At 69.0% G+C, this 20,089-nt stretch carries 19 protein-coding genes and 2 pseudogenes; 11 read left to right on the plus strand and 10 right to left on the minus strand.

Annotated features, from left to right (window positions below):
- The first annotated feature begins 14 nt into the window (after positions 1-14).
- Both phnE and AC07X5_RS04485 read left to right on the plus strand, forming a co-directional pair.
- Positions 15-820: pseudogene (gene phnE / locus AC07X5_RS04480) on the plus strand (phosphonate ABC transporter, permease protein PhnE).
- A 15-nt stretch (positions 821-835) separates the two neighbouring features.
- Complete coding sequence (locus tag AC07X5_RS04485) at positions 836-1,393, plus strand: phosphonate degradation HD-domain oxygenase (RefSeq protein WP_494769178.1); 558 nt, start codon at positions 836-838, stop codon at positions 1,391-1,393.
- On the opposite strand, the gene AC07X5_RS04490 is transcribed toward AC07X5_RS04485, so the two are convergent.
- From AC07X5_RS04490 to AC07X5_RS04500, 3 genes are all read right to left on the minus strand, one after another.
- Entirely contained in the window at positions 1,390-2,256 is an 867-nt protein-coding gene (locus AC07X5_RS04490; RefSeq protein WP_494769179.1) for a VOC family protein, read from the minus strand. The genes AC07X5_RS04485 and AC07X5_RS04490 overlap by 4 nt on opposite strands.
- A 44-nt stretch (positions 2,257-2,300) precedes the next feature.
- Positions 2,301-3,329 (minus strand): Bug family tripartite tricarboxylate transporter substrate binding protein, encoded by a 1,029-nt coding sequence (locus tag AC07X5_RS04495; RefSeq protein WP_494769180.1) that lies wholly within the window; start codon positions 3,327-3,329, stop codon positions 2,301-2,303.
- A gap of 111 nt (positions 3,330-3,440) precedes the next feature.
- Complete coding sequence (locus AC07X5_RS04500) at positions 3,441-4,361, minus strand: LysR family transcriptional regulator (RefSeq protein ID WP_494769181.1); 921 nt, start codon at positions 4,359-4,361, stop codon at positions 3,441-3,443.
- Between the two features lie 82 nt (positions 4,362-4,443).
- Between AC07X5_RS04500 and AC07X5_RS04505 the strand changes: the two genes are divergently transcribed.
- The 7 genes and pseudogenes from AC07X5_RS04505 (at position 4,444) to AC07X5_RS04535 (ending at position 10,957) form a co-directional block, all read left to right on the plus strand.
- Positions 4,444-6,570 (plus strand): xanthine dehydrogenase family protein molybdopterin-binding subunit, encoded by a 2,127-nt coding sequence (locus AC07X5_RS04505; protein WP_494769182.1) that lies wholly within the window; start codon positions 4,444-4,446, stop codon positions 6,568-6,570.
- A 30-nt stretch (positions 6,571-6,600) separates the two neighbouring features.
- Complete coding sequence (locus tag AC07X5_RS04510; RefSeq protein WP_494769183.1) at positions 6,601-7,581, plus strand: dihydrodipicolinate synthase family protein; 981 nt, start codon at positions 6,601-6,603, stop codon at positions 7,579-7,581.
- 13 nt (positions 7,582-7,594) lie between these two features.
- Positions 7,595-8,098: a (2Fe-2S)-binding protein gene (locus AC07X5_RS04515; protein ID WP_409960301.1), complete on the plus strand. Its 504-nt coding sequence runs from the start codon at positions 7,595-7,597 to the stop codon at positions 8,096-8,098.
- Positions 8,095-8,907 (plus strand): annotated as a pseudogene (locus tag AC07X5_RS04520) (FAD binding domain-containing protein); the annotation flags it as partial. The gene AC07X5_RS04515 and the pseudogene AC07X5_RS04520, both read left to right, overlap by 4 nt.
- 84 nt (positions 8,908-8,991) lie before the next feature.
- Positions 8,992-9,522 (plus strand): SRPBCC family protein, encoded by a 531-nt coding sequence (locus tag AC07X5_RS04525; RefSeq protein ID WP_494769464.1) that lies wholly within the window; start codon positions 8,992-8,994, stop codon positions 9,520-9,522.
- Positions 9,523-9,530: 8 nt separating this feature from the next.
- On the plus strand, positions 9,531-10,133 hold the full coding sequence (locus AC07X5_RS04530; protein WP_494769184.1) for a 3-hydroxyanthranilate 3,4-dioxygenase: 603 nt from the start codon (positions 9,531-9,533) through the stop codon (positions 10,131-10,133).
- The gene (locus AC07X5_RS04535) at positions 10,130-10,957 is read left to right on the plus strand and encodes an aspartate dehydrogenase (RefSeq protein WP_494769185.1); all 828 of its coding nucleotides are present in this window, start codon (positions 10,130-10,132) and stop codon (positions 10,955-10,957) included. The genes AC07X5_RS04530 and AC07X5_RS04535 overlap by 4 nt, the downstream gene beginning before the upstream one ends.
- A 21-nt stretch (positions 10,958-10,978) precedes the next feature.
- Here AC07X5_RS04535 and AC07X5_RS04540 read toward each other — a convergent pair whose 3' ends face one another.
- Positions 10,979-11,464, minus strand: a complete 486-nt coding sequence (locus tag AC07X5_RS04540; RefSeq protein WP_409960298.1) for an Lrp/AsnC family transcriptional regulator — start codon at positions 11,462-11,464, stop codon at positions 10,979-10,981.
- Between the two features lie 70 nt (positions 11,465-11,534).
- On the opposite strand from AC07X5_RS04540, the gene AC07X5_RS04545 reads away from it, so the two are divergent.
- Positions 11,535-12,491 carry an EamA family transporter gene (locus tag AC07X5_RS04545; RefSeq protein WP_494769186.1) on the plus strand — a complete coding sequence of 319 codons (957 nt, stop codon included), beginning with the start codon at positions 11,535-11,537 and terminating at the stop codon, positions 12,489-12,491.
- A gap of 8 nt (positions 12,492-12,499) precedes the next feature.
- Here the strand turns inward: AC07X5_RS04545 and AC07X5_RS04550 are convergent, their stop codons facing one another.
- Genes AC07X5_RS04550 through AC07X5_RS04575 form a run of 6 tightly spaced genes read right to left on the minus strand, consistent with a single transcriptional unit; the run spans position 12,500 to position 19,483 of the window.
- On the minus strand, positions 12,500-12,898 hold the full coding sequence (locus tag AC07X5_RS04550) for a RidA family protein (protein WP_409960296.1): 399 nt from the start codon (positions 12,896-12,898) through the stop codon (positions 12,500-12,502).
- Positions 12,895-14,556, minus strand: a complete 1,662-nt coding sequence (locus AC07X5_RS04555; protein WP_494769187.1) for an AMP-binding protein — start codon at positions 14,554-14,556, stop codon at positions 12,895-12,897. The genes AC07X5_RS04550 and AC07X5_RS04555 overlap by 4 nt, the downstream gene beginning before the upstream one ends.
- Before the next feature lie 24 nt (positions 14,557-14,580).
- Positions 14,581-15,780 carry an acyl-CoA dehydrogenase family protein gene (locus AC07X5_RS04560; RefSeq protein ID WP_494769188.1) on the minus strand — a complete coding sequence of 400 codons (1,200 nt, stop codon included), beginning with the start codon at positions 15,778-15,780 and terminating at the stop codon, positions 14,581-14,583.
- A gap of 4 nt (positions 15,781-15,784) precedes the next feature.
- Positions 15,785-16,639: an enoyl-CoA hydratase family protein gene (locus AC07X5_RS04565; protein ID WP_494769189.1), complete on the minus strand. Its 855-nt coding sequence runs from the start codon at positions 16,637-16,639 to the stop codon at positions 15,785-15,787.
- Positions 16,636-17,127 (minus strand): MarR family winged helix-turn-helix transcriptional regulator, encoded by a 492-nt coding sequence (locus AC07X5_RS04570; RefSeq protein WP_409960292.1) that lies wholly within the window; start codon positions 17,125-17,127, stop codon positions 16,636-16,638. Before AC07X5_RS04570 ends, AC07X5_RS04565 begins: the two co-directional genes overlap by 4 nt.
- 4 nt (positions 17,128-17,131) lie before the next feature.
- Positions 17,132-19,483 (minus strand): bifunctional salicylyl-CoA 5-hydroxylase/oxidoreductase, encoded by a 2,352-nt coding sequence (locus AC07X5_RS04575; RefSeq protein WP_494769190.1) that lies wholly within the window; start codon positions 19,481-19,483, stop codon positions 17,132-17,134.
- A gap of 267 nt (positions 19,484-19,750) precedes the next feature.
- Here AC07X5_RS04575 and AC07X5_RS04580 point away from each other — a divergent pair, with 267 nt between their 5' ends.
- Positions 19,751-20,077: a DUF1840 domain-containing protein gene (locus AC07X5_RS04580; protein ID WP_494769465.1), complete on the plus strand. Its 327-nt coding sequence runs from the start codon at positions 19,751-19,753 to the stop codon at positions 20,075-20,077.
- Positions 20,078-20,089: the final 12 nt, after the last annotated feature.

Consider the following 20,089-nt stretch of genomic DNA (forward strand, 5'->3'; position numbering starts at 1 on the left):
GGCCAGCGACCACCATGTCTTCCGCATTGACCCCTTCGCTCGCGACCCTGGCGGGCACCACGGCGCCCAAGCGCAGCTTCGCCTGGTACCTGTCCTGGGGCATCCTGCTGCTGGTGCTGGCCGCATCGTGGAAGGGCGCCGACATGCGCCCGCTCGACCTGGTCCGCGATTCGGGCAACATGGCCCAGTACGCGGCCGAATTCTTTCCGCCCAACTTCGGGCAGTGGCGCATCTACGTGCAGGAGATGCTGGTCACTCTGCAGATCGCACTGTGGGGCACGGCGCTCGCGGTGGTCACCGCCGTTCCGCTGGCGTTGCTGGCCTCGTCCAACATCGCGCCCTGGTGGGTGAACCAGCCAGTGCGCCGCGTGCTCGATGCCTGCCGCGCCATCAACGAGATGGTCTTCGCCATGCTCTTCGTGGTGGCCGTGGGCCTGGGGCCCTTTGCTGGCGTGCTGGCGCTGTGATCCACACCACGGGCACCCTGGCCAAGCTGTTCTCTGAAGCGGTGGAAGCCATCGACCCGCAGCCCGTGGAGGGCATCCGCTCGACCGGTGCGAGCGCGCTGCACGAGATCATCTACGGCGTGATCCCGCAGGTGATGCCGCTGTGGATCTCCTACACGCTCTACCGTTTCGAGGCCAATGTGCGCTCGGCCTCGGTGGTGGGCATGGTGGGTGCTGGCGGTATCGGGGTGGTGCTGTGGGAGATCATCCGCGGCTTCCAGTACGCCGAGACCTGCGCAGTGATGCTCATCATCGTGGTCACCGTGAGCGTGATCGACCTGGTCTCCGCGCGCATTCGCAAGACCATGGTCTAGGGACAGGGAGACGCCATGGCATTGACCCGGGACGACATCGCCCTGCTGCTCACCGAGCGCGGGAAAAAGCAGTACGGCCGCGAGGCCGTGAGCCAGCTCGACCATGCGCTGCAGTGTGCGCTCCTGGCCGAGGAGGCCGGTGAAACCACGGCCTCCGTGGTCGCAGCGCTGCTGCACGACCTGGGCCACCTGCTGGCGCCCGCTGCGGCCGAACACGAGGCCCGCGCGCCGCGCCATGACGACCTGCACCAGTACGTGGCCCTGCCGTTCCTGCGCGGTGTGCTGCCCGATGCGGTGCTCGAACCCATCCGCATGCATGTGGATGCCAAGCGCTATCTGTGTGCGGTGGACACGGCCTACTGGGCGACCCTTTCGCCTGCGTCGCAGCACAGTCTGGAGCTGCAGGGCGGCCCTTACGGCCAGGCAGAAGCGGCCCGCTTTGCCGAACAGCCTTTCGCCTTCGAGGCCATCCGCCTGCGCCGCTACGACGACCTGGCCAAGGTGCCTGGGCGGGCCACGCCGCCGTTGCCGCACTACCTGGCGCTGATGGAACAGGTGTCCAGCCGGCCCTAACGGAATTCCGGAATGTCGGGCACCGAACCCCACATGCAGAACGAGGTGGGGTGGAACGGGAACTGGCGCGGCGGTGCGTCCGGATCGGTGACCAAGCGCACGCCGCTCGAGAACTCGTAGACCATGCCATCCGGCCCCTCGAAGTAGAGGAACATGGCGCCCGAAGTCGGGTGTTTGCCCGGTCCGAACACCACGCGGATGCCGCGCGACTGCAGCAGGTACCAGGCGCGCATCAGGTCGTCGATGGAAGCCACCTGGTGGTTGATGTGCTGCACGCCTGCGTAGCCCGAAGGGAACAGCGCGATCTTGTGGTGCACCTCGTCGATGCGCAACAGCGGTGCGGCGCCGATGCGGTCGCTGACCTTGGCACTGAGCACCGTGGTCCAGAAGCGCTCATCGCGCGCCGGGTCGGTGCTGCGCAGCCCCACGTGCGAGAAGCCGGTGTTGCCCGTGTCGCGCGTCGGGAAAAAGCGCACGCCGCTGTGGAAGGGCGCCACGGCGAGTTCGATGGCATTGCCGCTCGGGTCGTTGAAACCGATGAAGGCCTGCACGCGGCGCTGCTCGCATTCGTCGGTCCGGCCCTCGCGCACTGCGTGGCCCAGGCGTTCCAGTTCGGCGGCGGCGGATTGCAGCTCGGCCATGGAGGCCAGCTCAAAGCCGGTGGTGTGGTCTGCCGGGTCGCCGTCGAAGTACACCAGCGTCTGCTCACGCGCATCGCTGCGAAAGCCCACGGCCTTGCCGTGCCGCGGCGGCCCGTAGCGCTGGCCTTCGCGCAGGCCCAGGATGTCGTTGGCGTAGCGGCAGGCGCCATCGAGGTCGCGCGTGCCCAGGCGCACGTAGCAGATGTCCTTGAGTGCAATCATCTTCGTTCCGTCTCCGTTGTTCTTGGTCCGACCGGCTGCGCTTCCTAGTCGAGCTTGAGCTTGGCATCGGCGATCACGCGGCCCCACAGCTGGGTCTCGCGGCCAATGTACTCGCCGAACTCGTCGGGCTTCTGGTCGAAACGGTTGTAGCCCAGGTTGCGGTAGCGGTCGGCGATGTCCGGCGTGGCCAGGATCTCGGTGATGTCCGCCGCGATCTTCTCGCGCAGCGGCTTGGGCGTGTTGCGGGGGGCGAACAGGCCGAACCAGGCATTGGCCACAAAGGCCTTGGCCTGGGCCGAGCCGGCCATGCCGGGCACGCCGGGCGCAAACGGGGAGGGCTGCGGTGCAGCCACGCCCACGAAGCGGATGCGGCCCGACTTCTCCATGGGCCCGGCGCTGGCGATGCTGCCCAGCGCCCACTGCACCTCGCCGGTGGCCACTGCGGCAAACAGCTGCGGGATCTCCTTGTAGGGCACATGCGTCATGCGCGTGTGGGTGGCGGCCAGCAGGCGCAGCGCCCCCAGATGGCCCGGGCTGCCCAGGCCCCAGGAACCATAGGTGATGCGGTCCGGCGCGGCCAGGGCGGCCTGCACGATGTCGTCGACCGATTTGAACGGGCTGTCCTTGGCCACGGCCACGAAGAAGTCGGTCTGCAGGGTGGGGCGGATCGGGGTGAAGTCGCGCTGCGGGTCGTAGGGCAGGCGGCTGTACAGGTGCACGTTGGAGGTCAGCATGGTGCTGTCCAGGTGGATCAGTTCGTGGCCATCCGATGCGGCGCTGCGCGTGGCGTTGAAGGCCACGACGCCGTTGCCGCCGGGCTTGTTGTCCACGATGACCGGCTGGCCCCAGCGGCGCGCCAGCTGCTCGGTCACCAGGCGCAGCGACACATCGGGCCCGCTGCCGGTGGAGGCCGCGGTGGTGATCTTGACGGGCTTGGAGGGCCAGGTGTTGGCCAGCGACGGCGTGGCGTGCAGCCAGGCAGCGGTGCTGCCGAGGCCCAGCGCCAGCAGCCGGCGGCGGGACAGGGGGGAGGAAGGGGCCTGAAGTGGGCTGGCGCCGCAAAGGGGTTTCATGGATCGGTTTCCTTGTGTGTGCGCCAGGACGTGTGAGGGCGCCTTACTTTTGTACTGGCGCGCTGCCACGCTGAACAGAGGCAACACCAGCAAAACCGATCGAAAAGCCGCTTAAATCGCGCTCTGGTCCGTGTATTTTGTGAACAGCTTCAAGAATGCTTCAGCGGCCATTGAAAATGGCCTTGCGCGCGTGCACAGCGCGACGATTTCACGCGTCACCACGGGGTCGGTCAAGGGGACCGAGACCACGCGCTGGCCGTCCACGCGCGACAGGCTGTAGGCCGGCAGCACCGAGACCCCGAGGCCTGCGGCGACCAGGCCGACGGCGGTCTGGATGTTGGCGACCTCGAAGGCCGGTTTGAGCCGCAGCGTGAGCTGGCCGAGGGCCTGGTCAGCCAGCCGGCGCAGGCCAGTGTTGGAGGTCAGCAGGATCAGGCTCTGGTCCGTGAGGTCACCCCAGCTGGCCTCGCGGCGCTCTGCGAGCGGGTGGTCGGGACTGCAGGCCAGCACCAGGGTGTCCTTGTAGAGCACCTGCGAGACCAGGTCGGTCGAGGCCAGATCGGCCGTGCAGATGCCGAAGTCCGACTTGCCCTCGCGCACATGCGCCACGACCTGGTCCACGGGTGCATCCACCAGGGTCACGGTCACGTTGGGGAACTGCTCGCGAAAGCGCGCAATGACCTCGGGCACCAGGCTGGCCGCCAGCAGCGGTGAGGTCACGACCGACAGGCGCTCGCTCTTGCGGCGCTTGCTCTCCTGCAGCGTCTGCAGGCCCGAGTCGAGGGCGAAGAACACGTCGCGCACCGTGGGCAGGAATTGCCGGCCGGCATCGGTCAGCTCGATTCGGCGCGTGGTGCGCTCGAACAGGCGCACACCCAGTTCTTCTTCGAGGGTGCGCACGAGCATCGACAGTGCCGAGATGGTCAGGTGCATGCGCGCGGCGGCCCGCGTCATCGTGCCTTCGTGCGCGACGAGCCAGAAGGCGCGCAGCTGCCGCAGGCTGAGGTTGGAGGGGTTGTCCAGCAGGTCCATGGCGCGATTGTGTCGGCAAACTTCAAAGTCTTTCAAAATTATGCGATTGCCCGCGGCAGGGGGCGCCGGTCTAATCCGACCCATGCTGAACACGGCCTTCACCCCCCTTCGCCGCGAAGACCCCGCCCTGCTCATGGGCCGCGGCCAGTACACGGGCGATGTGCCGGCCGAGGGTGCGCTGCATGCGGTGTTCGTGCGTTCGCCGATTCCGCATGGCCGGCTGCGCTCCATCGATCTGCAGGCGGCCGAAAGCGCCGAAGGCTTGGCCGCGGTGTTGACCGCCGAGACCCTGCTGCCAGACGCGGAAGAAGGCCGTGCCGTGCACATGCCCCCGCCCAACCCGCTGTTGCCCGTGGCCCCAGTGCTCGCCATCGAACCGCTGGCACGGGGCGAAGTGGTCTATGTGGGCCAACCCGTGGCCCTGGTGCTGGCACACACTCTGGGTGCGGCGCAGCAGGCGGCCCTGCGGGTCCAGCTCGATATCGAGCCGCTCGATGCCGTGCTGGACTTCGACGGCACCCTGCCGGTCTCGGAAGTGGCGCACCATGCTGGGCCCGATGCGGCCCCGGCGGCGGCATGCGAGGCCAGCGCCACGCTGGAGGTGCCGCGTGTGCTGGCGCTGTCGATGGAGCCGCGCGGCATGCTCGCGCAGTGGCATGGCGACGCTGGCGAGCCACGCCTGACCGTGCACCTGGGCACGCAGTCGCCGTCCCGCGCGCAGGCCGATATCGCTACCGCGCTGGGCTGGAGCGATGCGCGCGTCCGCGTGGTCACCGGCAACGTGGGTGGTGCCTTCGGCGCCAAGTCCTCGCTGTGCCCCGAGGACCTGGCCATCGCGCTGGCCGCGCGCCGCATGCAGGCCACGGTGCGCTGGATTTCCTCGCGCTCGGACGAGTTCACCTCGGGCATGCACGGCCGCGGTGCGCGGCTGGCAGGCCGCCTGTCCCTCACGGCCGAGGGGCGCTTTGCGGCGCTGCAGGCCGAGCTGCAGTTCACCCTGGGCGCCTGGCTGCCGTTCTCGGCCGTGGTGCCGCTGCGCAACACAGCGCGCATCCTGCCCGGCCCCTACCGCGTGGCGCGGCTCGACGTGCAGGGGCGCGCCGGCTTGGCGCACACGGCCCCGGTCACCATCTACCGCGGTGCGGGCCGCCCCGAAGCCGCACTGCTCATGGAAACCCTGGTCGAGCAGGCCGCGCGCACTGCGGGCATCGACCCGGTGGAGCTGCGCCGGCGCAACCTGGTGGAAGCCGCCGACATGCCCTACACCACGCCGACCGGCGAGGTCTTCGACAGTGGCGACTACCGGCGTGCGCTGGAGCTGGCCTGCGAGCGCTTCGGCTATGCGGAGCAGCGCGTGCTGCAGGCGCAGCGCCGCGCCGAGGGCGAGGTGGTGGGCATCGGCATGGCGCTCTATGTCGAGCCCTGCGGCGTGGGCTGGGAGTCGGCGCGCGTGGACTGGCATGAAGACGGCCGCGTGACCGTGGCCACGGGGTCCCCTGCGCAGGGCCAGGGCCACGCAACCACCTATGCGCGCATTGCCGGCGAGGCACTGGGCATGGCCGCGGAGCAGGTCGAGGTCGTGTATGGCGACACCGCACTGTGCCCGCCCGGCGTGGGCGCGCTGGCCAGCCGCAGCACCGCCCTTGCGGGCAGCGCCATTGTGCAGGCCTGCCGCGACCTGGTGGCGCGGCGTGCGGCGGGCGAGGCGCTGCCGCTGACCTCGGCGGGCCGTTTCACGGGCGGCGAGGCCTGGAGCTACGGCTGCGTGATCGCGCGCATGGCCGTGGACCGCGACACCGGCCGCCCCGCCATCGAGCAGATCACCTGGGCCGACGACGCCGGCCACATCGTCCACCCCGAGCTCGCCAAGGGCCAACTGATCGGCGGCCTGGCGCAGGGCCTGGGGCAGGCCCTGCTGGAGCGCCTGGTCTACGACGGCGCTGGTCAATTGGTGACCGGATCCCTCATGGACTATGCGGCGCCGCGCGCCGACGACATGCCGGCCGCCATCGACATCCACAGTTTTGCCACGCCCAGCCCGCACAACCTGCTGGGCGCCAAGGGCGTGGGCGAGGCCGGCTGCATCGGCGTGCCGGCCGCGCTGATGAACGCGGCGCGCGATGCGCTCTCGCCCGTGGGCGAATGCGCGCTGCAGTTTCCCCTCACCTCCGAACAGTTCTGGCGCGCGATGAGCGGCCAGGGTCTCTGAACCCAACCCATGTCTTGAAAGGAAAACACCATGGATTACAAGAAGTCTGAAGCCAAGGAATACGCCCGCGAACACTTTGTCGGCGTCTGGGCTGCCAACCTCACGCCCTTCGACGAGGCCCTGCGCATCGACGAAAAGGCGCTGCGCCAGAACATGGACCACTGGATCCGCGACCTGAAGCTGGGTGGCCTGTTCATCGCCGGCAAGCAGGCCGAGTTCTTTGCCATGTCGATCGAGGAGCGCAAGCGCCTGATCTCCCTGTCGGTCGAGGCCGCGCAGGCCGCGGGCAACCGTGGCGGCATCGGCCGCTGCGGCATCATCACCTCGTGCTCGGACACCAACCTCGACGTGGTGCTGGACCTGGCGCGCCATTCGGCGAACGCCGGTGCCGACTACGTGATCGTGCACAGCCCGGTGCTGCACTTCGGCGCCGACACCGAAGAGACCATCTACGAGTACTACCGCTACCTGTCGGAGCAGCTCGACATCGGCATCGCCATGTGGAACCACCCCGACTGCGGCTATACCATGAGTCCCGAGCTGTGCAACCGCATCGCCGACCTGCCCAACATCGTGGCCATCAAGTACAGCGCCGACCGCGCCCGCTACAAGCGCCTGACCGAGCTGGCCGGCCACAAGATCCAGGTGAGCAACCCCTCCGAGGAAGACTGGCTGGAAAACATCATCGAGCTCAACTGGAAGCTCTACCTGTGCTCCACGCCGCCCTTCCTGCTGCAGACCAAGGTGGACCAGCGCATGAACGAGTACACCCGCCTGGCCTTTGCCGGCCAGCATGCCGAAGCGCGCAAGGTGCGCGACAGCCTGGAGCCCGTGCGCGCCGCCTTCCGCGCCAGCAAGCCCGCCGGCAAGCCGCAGGCGCACGGCAAGGCCTGGCAGGAACTGCTGGGGCAGCATGGCGGCCCGGTGCGCCGCCCGCTGCTCAACATGACCGAGGCCGAGCTGGCTGCCACGCGCGAAGCCTTTGCAGGCTGCGGCCTGCGCCTGGCCTGAGGCGCGCACCCGCATGAGCCAGCGGATGCCGATCCAGTTGCAGGTCAATGGCAGCGTCTGCAGTGTGCAGGTGGAAGCCAACACGCTGCTGGTGGACTGCCTGCGCGGCCCGTTAGGCCTGCTCGGGACCCACCAGGGCTGTGACACGGCGCAGTGCGGGGCCTGCACGGTGCAGGTGGACGGCCGGGCCGTGAAGTCGTGCAATGTGCTGGCCCTGCAGGTGCAGGGCAGGGCCGTGCGCACGGTCGAAGGGCTGGCCCCGGCACCCGATCGGCTGCACCCCATGCAGCAGGCCTTCAGCCGGCACCATGCGCTGCAATGCGGCTTCTGCACGCCGGGCTTCCTGATGCGCGCGGTGGCCCTGGCCGATGAGCCCGAGGCCGCCGGGGAGTCCATCGACCCGCACTGGGTGCGCCATGCCCTGGGCGGCAACCTGTGCCGCTGCACGGGCTACGAGGGCATCGTGAAGGCGGTCTGCGAGGGACTGCTCGCCATGCGCGGAACGGAGCCGGCATGAACGCATTGGATTTCCATCGACCCGCTTCGCTGGCCGAGGCGCTTGCGCTGATGCCTGCGTCTGCGGATGGCGGCCAGGCCTGGCTGGCCGGCGGCCAGTCGCTGCTGGCCGCGATGAAGCTGGGCATGGCCACGCCCTCGGTGCTGGTCGACCTGCAGGACGTGCCGGGCCTGCGCGATATCCGCGTGGAGAACAACGGACCGGATGGCGCGGACACACTCTGGATCGGCGCCATGGCCACGCATGCCAGCGTGGCGGCCAGTGCCACCGTGCGGGGCTTCGCGCCCGGCCTGGCGGCCCTGGCCGGCGGCATCGCCGACGCGCAGGTGCGCGCCATGGGCACCATTGGCGGCTCACTGGCGCACAACGACCCTGCGGCCTGCTGGCCCACCGGGGTGATGGCGGCGGGTGCCACCATCGTCACCGTGCGGCGCGAGATTGCGGCAGACGACTACTTCCAGGGCCTGTACAGCACGGCGCTGGAACCGGGCGAGCTGATCGTCGGCGTGCGCTTCCCCCGGCTGCAGGGCCTGCATTACCTCAAGTTCGAGCAGCCTGCCTCGCGCTTTGCGCTGGTGGGCGTGGCCGTGGCGCATACTGGGCCGGGCCGGGTGCGCGTGGCCGTGACCGGGCTGGGCATGGGCATCGCGCGCTGGCCTGGGGCCGAACAGGCGCTTGGCGGCCAGTTCGGCCTGGCGGCCTTGTCTGCCGTCCCCTTCGATGACCTCACGGCGCTGGGCGACCTGCATGCCTCGGCCTGCTATCGATGCCATCTGGCCGGGGTGCTGGCCCGGCGCTGCGTGGCCGCCCTCACGGGCGAGGCACTGCCGCGCCATGCGCCGCTGGCGCCACTGGCGGTCCGGCAGACGCCTGCCACGCCAGGCACCGAAGCCGTGCCCAAGGACGGCTTCGGCGGCCGCCAGGCGTTGGCGGCGCCGCCGGCCCAAGTCTGGCAGGCCATCCTCGATGCACAGAACCTGCAGGCCAGCATCCCCGGCTGCGAAGCGCTGGTGCAGCGCAGCGCCACCGACTACGAGGCCACGGTCAAGGTCGGCCTGGGCCCGCTGTCGGTGCGTTTCAAGAGCGAGGTCACACTGCACGACCTGCAGCCGACCCGGTCGCTGACCATGGTCTTCGTCGGCCAGGCGGGCGCCCTGGGCAGCGGCCAGGGCACGGCGCGTGTGCGCTTCGAGCCCACCGGCGACGGCGGCACGCTGCTGCACTGGTGGGTGCAGGTGCAGCTCAGCGGCCGTCTGGCGCAGTTCGGCAACCGGCTGGTCGAGGCCAGCTCGCGCAAGCTCAGCGAAGAGTTCTTCGCGCGTTTCAGCCGGGTGCTGGGCGTGCCCGCCGACCGGCCTTCCCCATCTGCGTGGCACAGTCTGCGGCGCCTGCTGGCACGCTGGTTTTCCCTGTTTCGAAAGTGAGTGTCTCCATGCCCTACCAACCGGCCGATCTGGCCTACGACCACTACAGCAAGCCCCTGAACTTCCAGCAGTGGCTCGATGCCCACAGCGCGCGCCTGCAGCCGCCCGTGGGCAACCAGCAGATCTGGAAGAACGCCGACCTGGTCTGCACCGTGGTGGGCGGCCCCAACGAGCGCACCGACTTCCACGACGACCCCTACGAGGAGTACTTCCACCAGTTCAAGGGCAATGCCTCGCTGCTGATCGCCGATCGCGGAAAGTTCGAGCGCGTGCACCTGCGCGAGGGCGATATCTTCCTGTTGCCCGCGCACGTGCGCCACTCGCCCCAGCGGCCCGAGTCGGGCAGCCTGTGCACGGTGGTGGAGCGCAACCGGCCCATGGGCTCCATCGATGCCTTCGAGTGGTACTGCGCCGCCTGCGGCGGACTGGTGGTGCGCAGCGAGCTGCAGCTCACGAGCATCGTCGAAGACCTGCCGCGCACCTACTCCGCGTTCTACGACTCGGTGCCGGCCGAGCGCACCTGCGCGCACTGCGGCGAAGTGCACCCGGGCCGCGACTGGCGCAGCTGGCATGCGCGCTGCGTGGAGCATTTCCCCGGTACGGCCGTATGACAGGGCACCGTTCACCGCTGCGGCTGGCCGTGGTCGGCTTTGGGGCCATCGGCCAGGCCCTGGCGCGGGAACTGGCGGGCGATGACCGCGTGCACCTGGCACAGCTCATCGTGTCCCCGGCGTCCCTCGCAGACGCCCAGGCGGCCTGCGCGGCGCTGGCGCCGCAGGTGCGGGTGGCCAGCACGCTGGATCTCGGGCCGGGGCAGCGACCCGATCTCGTCGTCGAATGCGCGGGCCATGCGGCGGTGCTGGCCCATGTGGTGCCCGCGCTGCAGGCGGGTATTCCCTGCGCCATGGCCTCGGTAGGCGCGCTGCACGACGCGGACCTGCTGGCGCGGCTGGAGGCTGCCGCGCAGGAGGGCGGCACCCGGCTGCAACTGGTGTCCGGCGCCATCGGCGCCATCGACGCATTGGCAGCGGCGCGCTTGGGCGGGCTCGACGAGGTGGTCTATGTGGGGCGCAAGCCGCCGCTGAGCTGGGCGGGCACGCCGGCCGAGCAGGTTTGCGACCTGGCCCGCCTGATGGCACCGCAGGTCATCTTTCGCGGCAGTGCGCGCGAAGCGGCCCGGCAGTTCCCGAAGAATGCCAACGTGGCGGCCACGGTGTCGTTGGCGGGCCTGGGGCTGGATCGCACCCAGGTGGAGCTGGTGGCCGACCCGGGAGTCACCCGCAACGTGCACGCCGTCATTGCGCGGGGCGCCTTCGGTCGGCTCGAGTTGCAGATGGAGAACCTGCCGCTGGCGGCCAATCCCAAGACCTCGGCGCTTACGGTCTACAGCCTGGTGCGCGCGGTGCGCAATACACTGCCAGGCCTGGCTCTTTGAGCCGCGGCAGCGGGCCGAGGCTTATCCTGCCTTGTCACTCAGCCAATTCAGGTCGAGCGGGCGGTCCTCGAACTCGGTGTTCAGCACCACGGTGCTGGTGGTGCGGGCCACGCCCGCAATCGCCTTGATCTCGTAGATCACGTCTTCCAGCGCACGCGCATGCGTGGTGCGGATCTTGGCCAGGAAGTCGTATTCGCCGGCCACGCTGTGCAACTCTTCCACCTGGGGCATGGCGCGCAGGCGCGGCGCCACGTCGCGGCAGTGGATGCCGCCATCGTTGCGGATGGCGACGAAGGCCGTGAAGTTCAGCCCCACGCGCTCGTGGTCCACGCTGATCGAAAAGCGGCGGATCACGCCCTTGTCCAGCATCTTCTTCACCCGCTCATGCACCGCAGCCGTCGACAGGCCCACTTCGGCCCCGACGTCGGCGTATGAACGTCGGCCATCGGTGCCCAAGGCAGAAATAATTCTGGCGTCTATCTCATCTGTCTGAATATTTGCTTGCATAAGCGCATGAATTTGGTAAAAATTCCGAAATCCCTGTGATTTCCATAAATTTTCCGGTCAGGTGAAGAATATGCCGACATTTTTCAATGCGCAAGCAGGCAACCGCCGTGTGTGGGCTATCGCCATCGCTTTGTTGCTGGTCTACGTGGTCTGGGGCACCACCTATGTCGCCATCGGCATCGCCGTGCAGACCATGCCGCCGCTGCTGATGAACGCCATCCGCTTCCTCTGCGCCGGGGCCATCATGCTGGCGGTGGCGCTGTGGCAGGGCCATGCCCTGCCCACGGCGGTGCAGTGGCGCAACTCGGCCGTGGTGGGCGGCTGCATGGTGTTCCTGGCCATGAACCTCATGGGCTTTGCGCAGAAGATGGGCATTGGCTCGGGCCTCATGGCCACGGTGGTCACCACCATGCCGATGTGGCTGGCTTTGTGGTCGCGCTGGGGTGGCGAGCGTGTGCCCGTGACCAGCTGGATCGGCCTGGCCCTGGGCGTGGTGGGCGCGCTGCTGCTGGCGCTGGAAGGGGATTTTTCGGCCACCTGGCTGGGCGCTCTGCTGGCCTTTGGCGCGCCGCTGTGCTGGAGCATCGGCTCCTACGCGTCGCGCCGCCTGTCCCTGCCCGCACCGGCCATGGCCTCGGCGGCGCAGTGGTTCACGGGCGGGGCCATGGGCCTGGTGGTGGCGCTGTGCTTCGAGCCGGTCAGTGCCCTGGGCCAGGTCAGCGCCAAGTCCTGGGTGGCCTGGGTGTACCTGCTGTTCTTCGGCACGCTGGTGGCGCTCAATGCCTACCTCTGGCTGCTGCAGAACACCTCGGCCGCGCTGGCCGGCAGCTATTCGTTCGTGAACCCTGCCGTGGCCCTGCTGGTCGGCGTGGCGCTGGGCGGCGAGCTGCTCACGGGCTGGGTCTATGCCGCGCTACCGCTGATCGGCCTGGCACTGGTGTTCATCCTCTACGGCAAGGCCCTGCAGGCGCGCTGGTCGCGCCGTGGCGAGATGGCACCCGCCAGCGGGGCGGGACAAGCGGGCTGATTGCCGGCTTACGCGTCCGGGATGACGGCCGTGGCCTCGATCTCGATCTTGGCGCGCTCTTCCATCAGGCCGGCCACCTGCACGCAAGCCATGGCGGGGAAGTGCTTGCCCAGCACCTCGCGGTAGACGACGCCCAGTTCCTTCAGTCGGGCGTTGTATTCGTTGCGGTCCACCACGTACCAGGTCAGGCGCACCAGGTGTTCGGGGCCGGCGCCGCCGGCTTCAAGCACGGAGCGCACATTGAGCAAGGTTTGGCGCGTCTGGGCGATGAAGTCATCGCTCTCGAACTGCTGTGCCGCATTCCAGCCGATCTGGCCGCCGGTGAAGATCATGGTGCCGCGGGCGGCCACGCCGTTGGCATAGCCTTTGGGGGTGGCCCATCCGTCGGGTTGCAAGGTGGTATTCATGGTGTTTTCGTCGTGGGTGGGGTGGCCGCTGCCGCGGCTTCGCGCTGGCGCAGCCGAAAGCGCTGGAGTTTGCCCGTCTCGGTGCGCGGCAGCGAGGTGGCGAACTCCACCAGGCGAGGGTATTTGAAAGGGGCGATGGTCGCCTTCACATGGTCCTGCAGGGCCTTGGCCATGGCGGCATCGCCCGCGTGGCCGGGTTTGAGCACGCAGAAGGCCTTGACCACCATGCCGCGCTCCTCGTCGGGAACGCCGATCACGGCGCATTCGGCCACGGCCGGGTGGCGCAGCAGGGCGTCCTCGACCTCGGGGCCGCCCACGTTGTAGCCGGCGGTGATGATCATGTCGTCGTCGCGCGCCTGGTAGAAGAAGTAGCCGTCGGCGTCCTGCACGAAGGCATCGCCGGGGTAGTTCCAGCCGTCCTTCACGTACTTGGCCTGGCGCGGGTCGTCGAGGTAGCGGCAGCCTGTGGGGCCGACCACTGCGAGCTTGCCCACCGTGCCGCGCGGCAGCTCCTTGCCCGCGCCATCGACCACCTTGGCCTCGTAGCCGGGCACCACCTTGCCGATGGCGCCGGCACGGCTCTCGCCGCCCGCGGCCGAGATGAAGATGTGGAACATTTCGGTGGCGCCGATTCCATCCGTCATGTCGATGCCGGTGGCTTCCTTCCACAGCTGGCGCGTGGCATCGGGCAGGGCCTCGCCCGCGCTCACGCTGGTGCGCAGCGTGGGCAGGCCCAACTGCCGCGCGAACGGTGCCATCTGGCGGTAGAAAGTGGGCGCGGTGTAGCAGATGGTCACGCCGGCCTCGCGCATCAGGCGCACCATGGTCTCGGGCGTGTAGGGCTGGTCGGGGAAGTAGACGCTGGCCCCGGCCCACATGGGGAACACCAGCAGCCCGCCCAGGCCGAAGGTGAAGGCCAGCGGCGGCGAGCCCGCCACGATGTCCTCGGGCCGGGCGCGCAGCACATGGCGCGGCCAGGCCTCGCAGGCGGCCAGCACGTCGCGGTGCGTGTGCACGGCGGCCTTGGGTGCGCCCGTGGTGCCCGAGGTGAAGGCCATCAGTGCCACATCGTCGGCCGCCGTGGGGCAGGCGGGCGTGGTGCCGGGCATGGCCTGGGCGCGCACCAGCAGGTCGCTCGCATCGGGCGCGGTGTGGAAGGGAATAAGGGTGGCGAGCACCGGGTGTTCGGCCTGGGCAGCCTGCAGCTCGGCCAGCAGGCGGCCGTCGCACAGCGCCAGCGCGGGCTGGGCGCGTTCGATGATGCTGCCCAGCTCCACCGCACGCAGCAGCGGCATGGTGGCCACGGCGATCAGGCCGGCGTGCACCACGCCCAGCCAGGCCAGGGCCATTTCCACCGTGTTGCCGCCGCGCAGCAGCACGCGGTTGCCGGGGACCAGGCCATGCTCCTTCGTCAGCAACTCGGCGATGCGCGCGGCCTCGGTGCGCGCCTCGCGGTAGCTGTAGGTGCGCGTGGGGCCGCGCAGCAGGGGCCGGTCGCCATGGCCGGCACGCTCGGCCTGGTCGAACAGGGCCTGCACCAGGTTGGCCTGGTCGGGGATCTGCAATTCCGGGGCGCCGTAGTGCAGCGTGGGCAGGGCTTCGCGGGCGGGCAGGCGGTCGTGCACGAAATGGTCGGGCTGGGCGCTGGGGTGGGCCATGGGAATGCTCCTTGGTCTGGAGGGTCAGGACGCCTGCAGGGCAGCCTTGCCGATGATGAGCTGCTGCACTTCGGTCGCGCCTTCGTAGATGCGCAGCGAGCGGATGTCGCGGTACAGGCTCTCCACCTTGCTGCCCACTTCGACGCCGCGCCCGCCGTGCAGCTGCAGCGCCATGTCGATCACGCGCTGGGCGTTCTCGGTGGCGGTCATCTTCGCCATGGCGGCCTCGGCCGTGACGCGGGTGCCGCCGCGCTTTTCGCCTTCGTCGCGCAGCCAGGCGGCGCGGTAGGTGAGCAGCGCCGCGCTGTCGACCAGCGCCGCCATCTCGCCGATGCGCGCCTGCGTGAGCTGGAAGTCCGCCAGCGTCTGGCCGAACATGCGGCGCTGGCGCGCATGGTGCACGGCCTCGGCCAGCGCGCGGCGGGCCATGCCCAGGGCGGCGGCGGCCACCGAGGCGCGGAAGATGTCCAGCGTGCGCATGGCCAGCTTGAAACCCCCGTTCAGCTCGCCCAGCAGGGCGGTGGCCGGCACCTCGCAGCCCGTGAAGGCCAGCGTGGCCAGCGGGTGCGGGGCCATCACTTGGATGTGCTGCGACGTGTCCAGGCCCTTGGCCGTGGCGTCCACGATGAAGGCGCTGATGCCGCGCGTGCCGCCGTCCGGCTCGGTCTTGGCGAACACGCAGTAGAAGTCGGCGATGCCGCCGTTGCTGATCCAGGTCTTGCTGCCGTCGAGCGTGTAGGCGCCGCCTGCGGCCGGCAGCGCCGTGGTGCGCATGGCGCCCACGTCCGAGCCGGCCTCGGGTTCGCTCAGCGCAAAGGCCGCGATCAGCTGGCCGCTGGCCACGCCCTGCAGGTAATGTGCCTGCTGCGCGGCGCTGCCGGCCAGGGTGATGGCACCGCTGCCCAGGCCCTGCATGGCAAAGGCGAAGTCGGCCAGCGGCGAGTGGTAGGCCAGGGTCTCGCGCAGCAGCACCAGCGCGCGCGAATCGAGCGCGGGCAGGGCGCCGCCATGTGCGGCGGGCACGCAGTAGCGCAGCCAGCCGCCCGCGCCCAGGCGCCGCACCCATTCGCGGCAGGCGGCGCGGTCGTCGGTTTCGTCCACGTCCTGGGCGGCGGCCCAGGGCACCAGGCCGCGCGCCAGCTCGCGGTGCGCCTCGTCGAAGAAGGGCAGGTCCAGATGGGCCGTCGAGGGCGGGAAGGGCGCTGGTGGGGGGGCAATGTGCATGGCCTCAGTCCCCCTGGAACACGGGTTTCTGCTTGGCCGCGAAGGCCCCGTAGGCGCGGCGGAAGTCCTGCGTCTGCATGCAGATGGCCTGGGCCTGGGCTTCGGCCTCGATGGCCTGGTCGATGGTCATGGCCCATTCCTGGCCCAGCATGGTCTTGGTCATGCCGTGGGCGAAGGTGGGGCCGCTGGCCAGCGCGCGCGCGGTTTCCTGCACCTGGGCCAGCAGGTCGGCCGGTTCGTACAGGTCGTTGAAGAAGCCCCAGGCCAGGCCTTCCTGCGCCGTCATGGACCGGCCGGTGAACAGCAGCTCCGAGGCGCGGCCCTGGCCGATGAGGCGCGGCAGCAGGGCGCAGGCGCCCATGTCGGCGCCGGCCAGGCCCACGCGGGTGAACAGAAAGGCCGTCTTGGCCGCTGCCGTGCCATAGCGCATGTCGCAGGCCAGCGCCATCATGGCACCCGCGCCCGCGCAGATTCCGTCGATGGCACCCAGGATGGGCTGGGGGCAGGCGCGCATGGCCTTGACCAGGTCGCCCGTCATGCGCGTGAACTCCAGCAGCTCGGGCATGCTCATGCCGGTCAGCGGGCCGATGATCTCGTGCACATCCCCGCCCGAGCAGAAATTGCCGCCCGCACCGGTGACCACCACGCACTTCACGTCGGTGGCAAAGCGCAGCGCATAGAAGAAGTCGCGCAGCTCGGCATAGCTCTGGAAGGTGAGCGGGTTCTTGCGCTCGGGCCGGTTCAGCGTGACGGTGCCCACGCCGTCGGCGTAGCTCCAGTCGAAGTGCCGGGCCGTATAGGGGGCCTTGGCCTCGAACTGCGCGCGCATCGGATTGCCTGCGCCAATGTTGTGCTTCATTCCTCGATCTCCAGGGTGTGTTTTTGGGTGTGTTCCTTGACCTTGCCCAGCAGACGGTGCAGGGTGGCGATGTCGCGCTCGCCCAACGCTGCAAAGGCCTCGACGATCCACTGCTCGTGCTGGCGGGCCATCTCGTTGAACTGGGCGCGGCCCTGGGGCGTCAGGCGCACGCAGTAGGCGCGGCGGTCGCCCTCGACCTCCACGCGCTCCACCAGGCCTTCGGCCACGAGCTGGTCGGTGATGCCGGTGACGTTGCCGCTGGTGACCATCATGCGGCGCGAGAGGTCCTTCATCTTCAGGCCCTCGGGCGAGCGTTCGAGCTGCGCCATCAGGTCGAAGCGCGGCAGCGTGGTGTCGAAGCGCTCGCGCAGGCCGGCGCGCACCTGCTTTTCGATCAGTTGCGTGCAGGTCAGCATGCGCAGCCACAGGCGCAGGGCCTCGGGGTGCTCGCTCGGCGCGGCGCCGTGCAGTCGGGCTTCGAGATCCATGGGATCAGCCTTCCTCTTCGCCCGCAGTGGCCTTGCGCGTGGCCTCCAGCGCGGCCTGCATCTGCTTTTGCTTGCCGATCTCGCGCAGCATCTGGTCGCGGCCGCTCCAGTACTGCACGGGCCAGTCGGTGTGGGCGGCGGCCACGGGGCTCAGCTGGGCCGCGGCGTGCAACGTCCAGGCGGGGTCCGCCAGATGCGGTCGGGCAATCGCGCACAGGTCGGCGCGGCCCGCGGCGATGATGCTGTTGGCGTGGTCGGCCTCGCTGATCGCGCCCACGGCCATGGTGGCGATGCCCACCTCGTTGCGTATGCGGTCGGCAAACGGCGTCTGGTACATGCGGCCGTAGACGGGCTTGGCGGCGCGCGTGGTCTGGCCGGACGAGACGTCGATCAGGTCGCAGCCCGCGGCCTTGAACAGGCGCGCGATCTCGATGGCATCATCGGGCGTGGTGCCGCCGGGGGCCCAGTCGTGTGCAGAGATGCGCACACTCATGGGCCTGTCTGCCGGCCACACGGCGCGCAGCGCGGCGAACACCTCCAGCGGGTAACGGCAGCGGTTGGCCAGGCTGCCGCCGTAGTCGTCGCTGCGCTGGTTGGTGATGGGGCTGATGAAGCTGGCCAGCAGGTAGCCGTGCGCGCAGTGCAGCTCCAGCCAGTCGAAGCCGCAGGCGGCGGCACGGCGCGCGCTGTCGGCGAAGGCGGCGGTCATGGCATCCATCTCGGCGCGGCTGAGGGCCGATGGCGTCTGGTTCTGCTCGCCGTAGGCCAGGGGGCTGGCGGCCAGCAGGGGCCAATTGCCCGCTTCCAGCGGCTCGTCCGTGCCTTCCCAGCCCACGCGGGTCGAGCCCTTGGGCCCGCTGTGGCCCAGCTGCATGCCGATCTTCGCGCTGCTGCTGCCATGCACGAACTGCACGATGCGCGTGAAGGCAGCTTGCTGGTCGTCGTTCCACAGCCCCGTGCAGCCGGGGGTGATGCGGCCTTCGGGCGTGGGGCTGGTCATCTCCACCACCACCATGGCCGCGCCACCCAAGGCACGCGCGCCCAGGTGCACCAGCAAAAAGTCCTGCGGCACGCCGTCGACCGCGCTGTAGGTGGCCATGGGCGAGACGACGATGCGGTTCTTGAGCGTGAGGCCGCGCAGCGTGAAGGGCGTGAGCATGGGCGGCACGGCGGCCTTGCCGCCAGCCAGCCAGCTTTCATAACCCTCCAGCCACTGCGCATCGCGCAGGCGCAGGTTCTCGTGGCTGATGCGCTGGCTGCGCGTGAGCAGCGAGTACGCGAACTGCTCCACCTGCATGCCGGTGTAGCGCGTCACGTTCTCGAACCACTCGGTGGAGTTGCGCGCCGCGTTCTGGATCTTGAGCACCTCCACGCTGCGGCGCGCCTCGTAGTGGGTGAGCACCTTGTCGATGGGCAGGCCGGTGGCGAACTCCTTGGCCAGGTCGATGGCGTCCTCCAGCGCGAGCTTGGTGCCGCTGCCGATGGAAAAGTGCGCGGTGTGCGCCGCATCGCCCATGAGCACGATGGGCACCGGCTTGCCGGCGATGGTCTCGCGGTGCACCCAGGTGTTGCAGATCACGCGCGGAAAGCGGATCCAGTTGGCCGAACCGCGCAGGTGCGTGGCGTTGCTGATCAGGGCATTGCCATCAAGGTACTTGCCGAACAGGCGCTCGCAGAAGGCAATCGCCTCGGGCTGCTCCATCTGGTCCAGGCCATGGGCCTTCCACACCGCCTCGGGTGTTTCCACGATGAAGGTGGAGGTGTCGGCGTCGAACTGGTAAGCATGGGCCTGGAACCATCCGTGCTCCGTCTGTTCGAAAGCAAAGGTAAAAGCGTCGAACTTCTTGTGCGTGCCCAGCCACACGAAACGGCACTGGCGCAGGTCGATGTCGGGCTGGTAGGTGGCGGCGTAGCGCGTGCGGATGCGGCTGTTCAGGCCATCGCTGGCGACCACCAGGTCGGCGCCGTACTTCGCTGCGGCTTCCTGGTCGTCCTGCACCTCGGTCTCGAACACCAGTTCCACGCCCACGGCGATGCAGCGCTCCTGCAGGATGTTGAGCAGGCGCTTGCGGCCGATGCCGCAGAAGCCGTGCCCGCCCGAGCGCACGCTCTGGCCCTTGAAGAAAACTTCGATGTCGTCCCAGTGGTTGAAGGCGTCACCGATCAGCCCGGCAGTGGCGGCATCGGCCGCCTGCAGGTTGGCCAGCGTCTGGTCCGACAGCACCACGCCCCAGCCAAAGGTGTCGAATGGGCGGTTGCGCTCCAGCACCGTCACCCGGTGCGCCGGGTTCTGCTGCTTCATGAGCAGGGCGAAATACAGACCTGCGGGGCCGCCGCCAATGCAAAGTATGTTCATGGGAAAATAGTTTAGACCTAAACAAAATGCTGTCAATGGGGCCATCCCGGAAGCTGCCAGAGCGGATGGAGGCATGTGTTTAGACGACGCAGGAGTCGCTTGTCGGTGTGGTCCGACAGGCTGGAAGCGCAACTTCCTGTTGCGCGCGAAGAATGGACCATCCAAAGTGCAAGCTGGCGTGTCCGGCGCACAATCCGGCTAGCCTGCGGTGGAAACGACGAACGACAGGCAACCACCTCTGCTCAAACCGAAAGCACCTCGCACACCATGCTCTACAAATTCAAGTCCAAAGCCGCTGCCGATCTGATCATGCTGGAACCCCAGGGTCGCCAGCTCCTGGAGATCATCGGCAAGGCGCCCGGCAGCAGCGGCATAGTGACTGCCGCACAGATTCCCGGTGCCATTTCAGCCCTGGAGGCTGCCGTCAAAGCCAGCGAGGCCCAGTCTCCCGCACCCGAAGGCAGCGGTGCGGATGAGGACGACGAGCAGGCCGGCCGCGCCGACACCGTGAAGCTGCGCCAACGCACTGCACCGTTCATTGAAATGCTGCGCAAAAGCGCGGCGGAGAACGCCGACGTGGTCTGGGGGGTGTAGACCTTTTCCCAG

Source organism: Acidovorax sp. GW458-11-26-14-TSB4, from assembly GCF_059423865.1.

Excerpts from the sequence above, each read along its gene's own strand:
- AC07X5_RS04570 (WP_409960292.1), bottom strand. The coding sequence starts at position 17,127 with ATGGATCTCGAAGCCCGACTGCACGGCGCCGCGCCGAGCGAGCACCCC.
- AC07X5_RS04540 (WP_409960298.1), bottom strand. The coding sequence starts at position 11,464 with ATGCAAGCAAATATTCAGACAGATGAGATAGACGCCAGAATTATTTCT.
- AC07X5_RS04560 (WP_494769188.1), bottom strand. The coding sequence starts at position 15,780 with ATGCACATTGCCCCCCCACCAGCGCCCTTCCCGCCCTCGACGGCCCAT.
- AC07X5_RS04565 (WP_494769189.1), bottom strand. The coding sequence starts at position 16,639 with ATGAAGCACAACATTGGCGCAGGCAATCCGATGCGCGCGCAGTTCGAG.
- AC07X5_RS04545 (WP_494769186.1), top strand. The coding sequence starts at position 11,535 with ATGCCGACATTTTTCAATGCGCAAGCAGGCAACCGCCGTGTGTGGGCT.
- AC07X5_RS04505 (WP_494769182.1), top strand. The coding sequence starts at position 4,444 with ATGCTGAACACGGCCTTCACCCCCCTTCGCCGCGAAGACCCCGCCCTG.
- AC07X5_RS04510 (WP_494769183.1), top strand. The coding sequence starts at position 6,601 with ATGGATTACAAGAAGTCTGAAGCCAAGGAATACGCCCGCGAACACTTT.
- AC07X5_RS04495 (WP_494769180.1), bottom strand. The coding sequence starts at position 3,329 with ATGAAACCCCTTTGCGGCGCCAGCCCACTTCAGGCCCCTTCCTCCCCC.
- AC07X5_RS04485 (WP_494769178.1), top strand. The coding sequence starts at position 836 with ATGGCATTGACCCGGGACGACATCGCCCTGCTGCTCACCGAGCGCGGG.
- AC07X5_RS04490 (WP_494769179.1), bottom strand. The coding sequence starts at position 2,256 with ATGATTGCACTCAAGGACATCTGCTACGTGCGCCTGGGCACGCGCGAC.
- AC07X5_RS04530 (WP_494769184.1), top strand. The coding sequence starts at position 9,531 with ATGCCCTACCAACCGGCCGATCTGGCCTACGACCACTACAGCAAGCCC.
- AC07X5_RS04550 (WP_409960296.1), bottom strand. The coding sequence starts at position 12,898 with ATGAATACCACCTTGCAACCCGACGGATGGGCCACCCCCAAAGGCTAT.
- AC07X5_RS04515 (WP_409960301.1), top strand. The coding sequence starts at position 7,595 with ATGAGCCAGCGGATGCCGATCCAGTTGCAGGTCAATGGCAGCGTCTGC.
- AC07X5_RS04500 (WP_494769181.1), bottom strand. The coding sequence starts at position 4,361 with ATGGACCTGCTGGACAACCCCTCCAACCTCAGCCTGCGGCAGCTGCGC.
- AC07X5_RS04555 (WP_494769187.1), bottom strand. The coding sequence starts at position 14,556 with ATGGCCCACCCCAGCGCCCAGCCCGACCATTTCGTGCACGACCGCCTG.
- AC07X5_RS04535 (WP_494769185.1), top strand. The coding sequence starts at position 10,130 with ATGACAGGGCACCGTTCACCGCTGCGGCTGGCCGTGGTCGGCTTTGGG.
- AC07X5_RS04580 (WP_494769465.1), top strand. The coding sequence starts at position 19,751 with ATGCTCTACAAATTCAAGTCCAAAGCCGCTGCCGATCTGATCATGCTG.
- AC07X5_RS04575 (WP_494769190.1), bottom strand. The coding sequence starts at position 19,483 with ATGAACATACTTTGCATTGGCGGCGGCCCCGCAGGTCTGTATTTCGCC.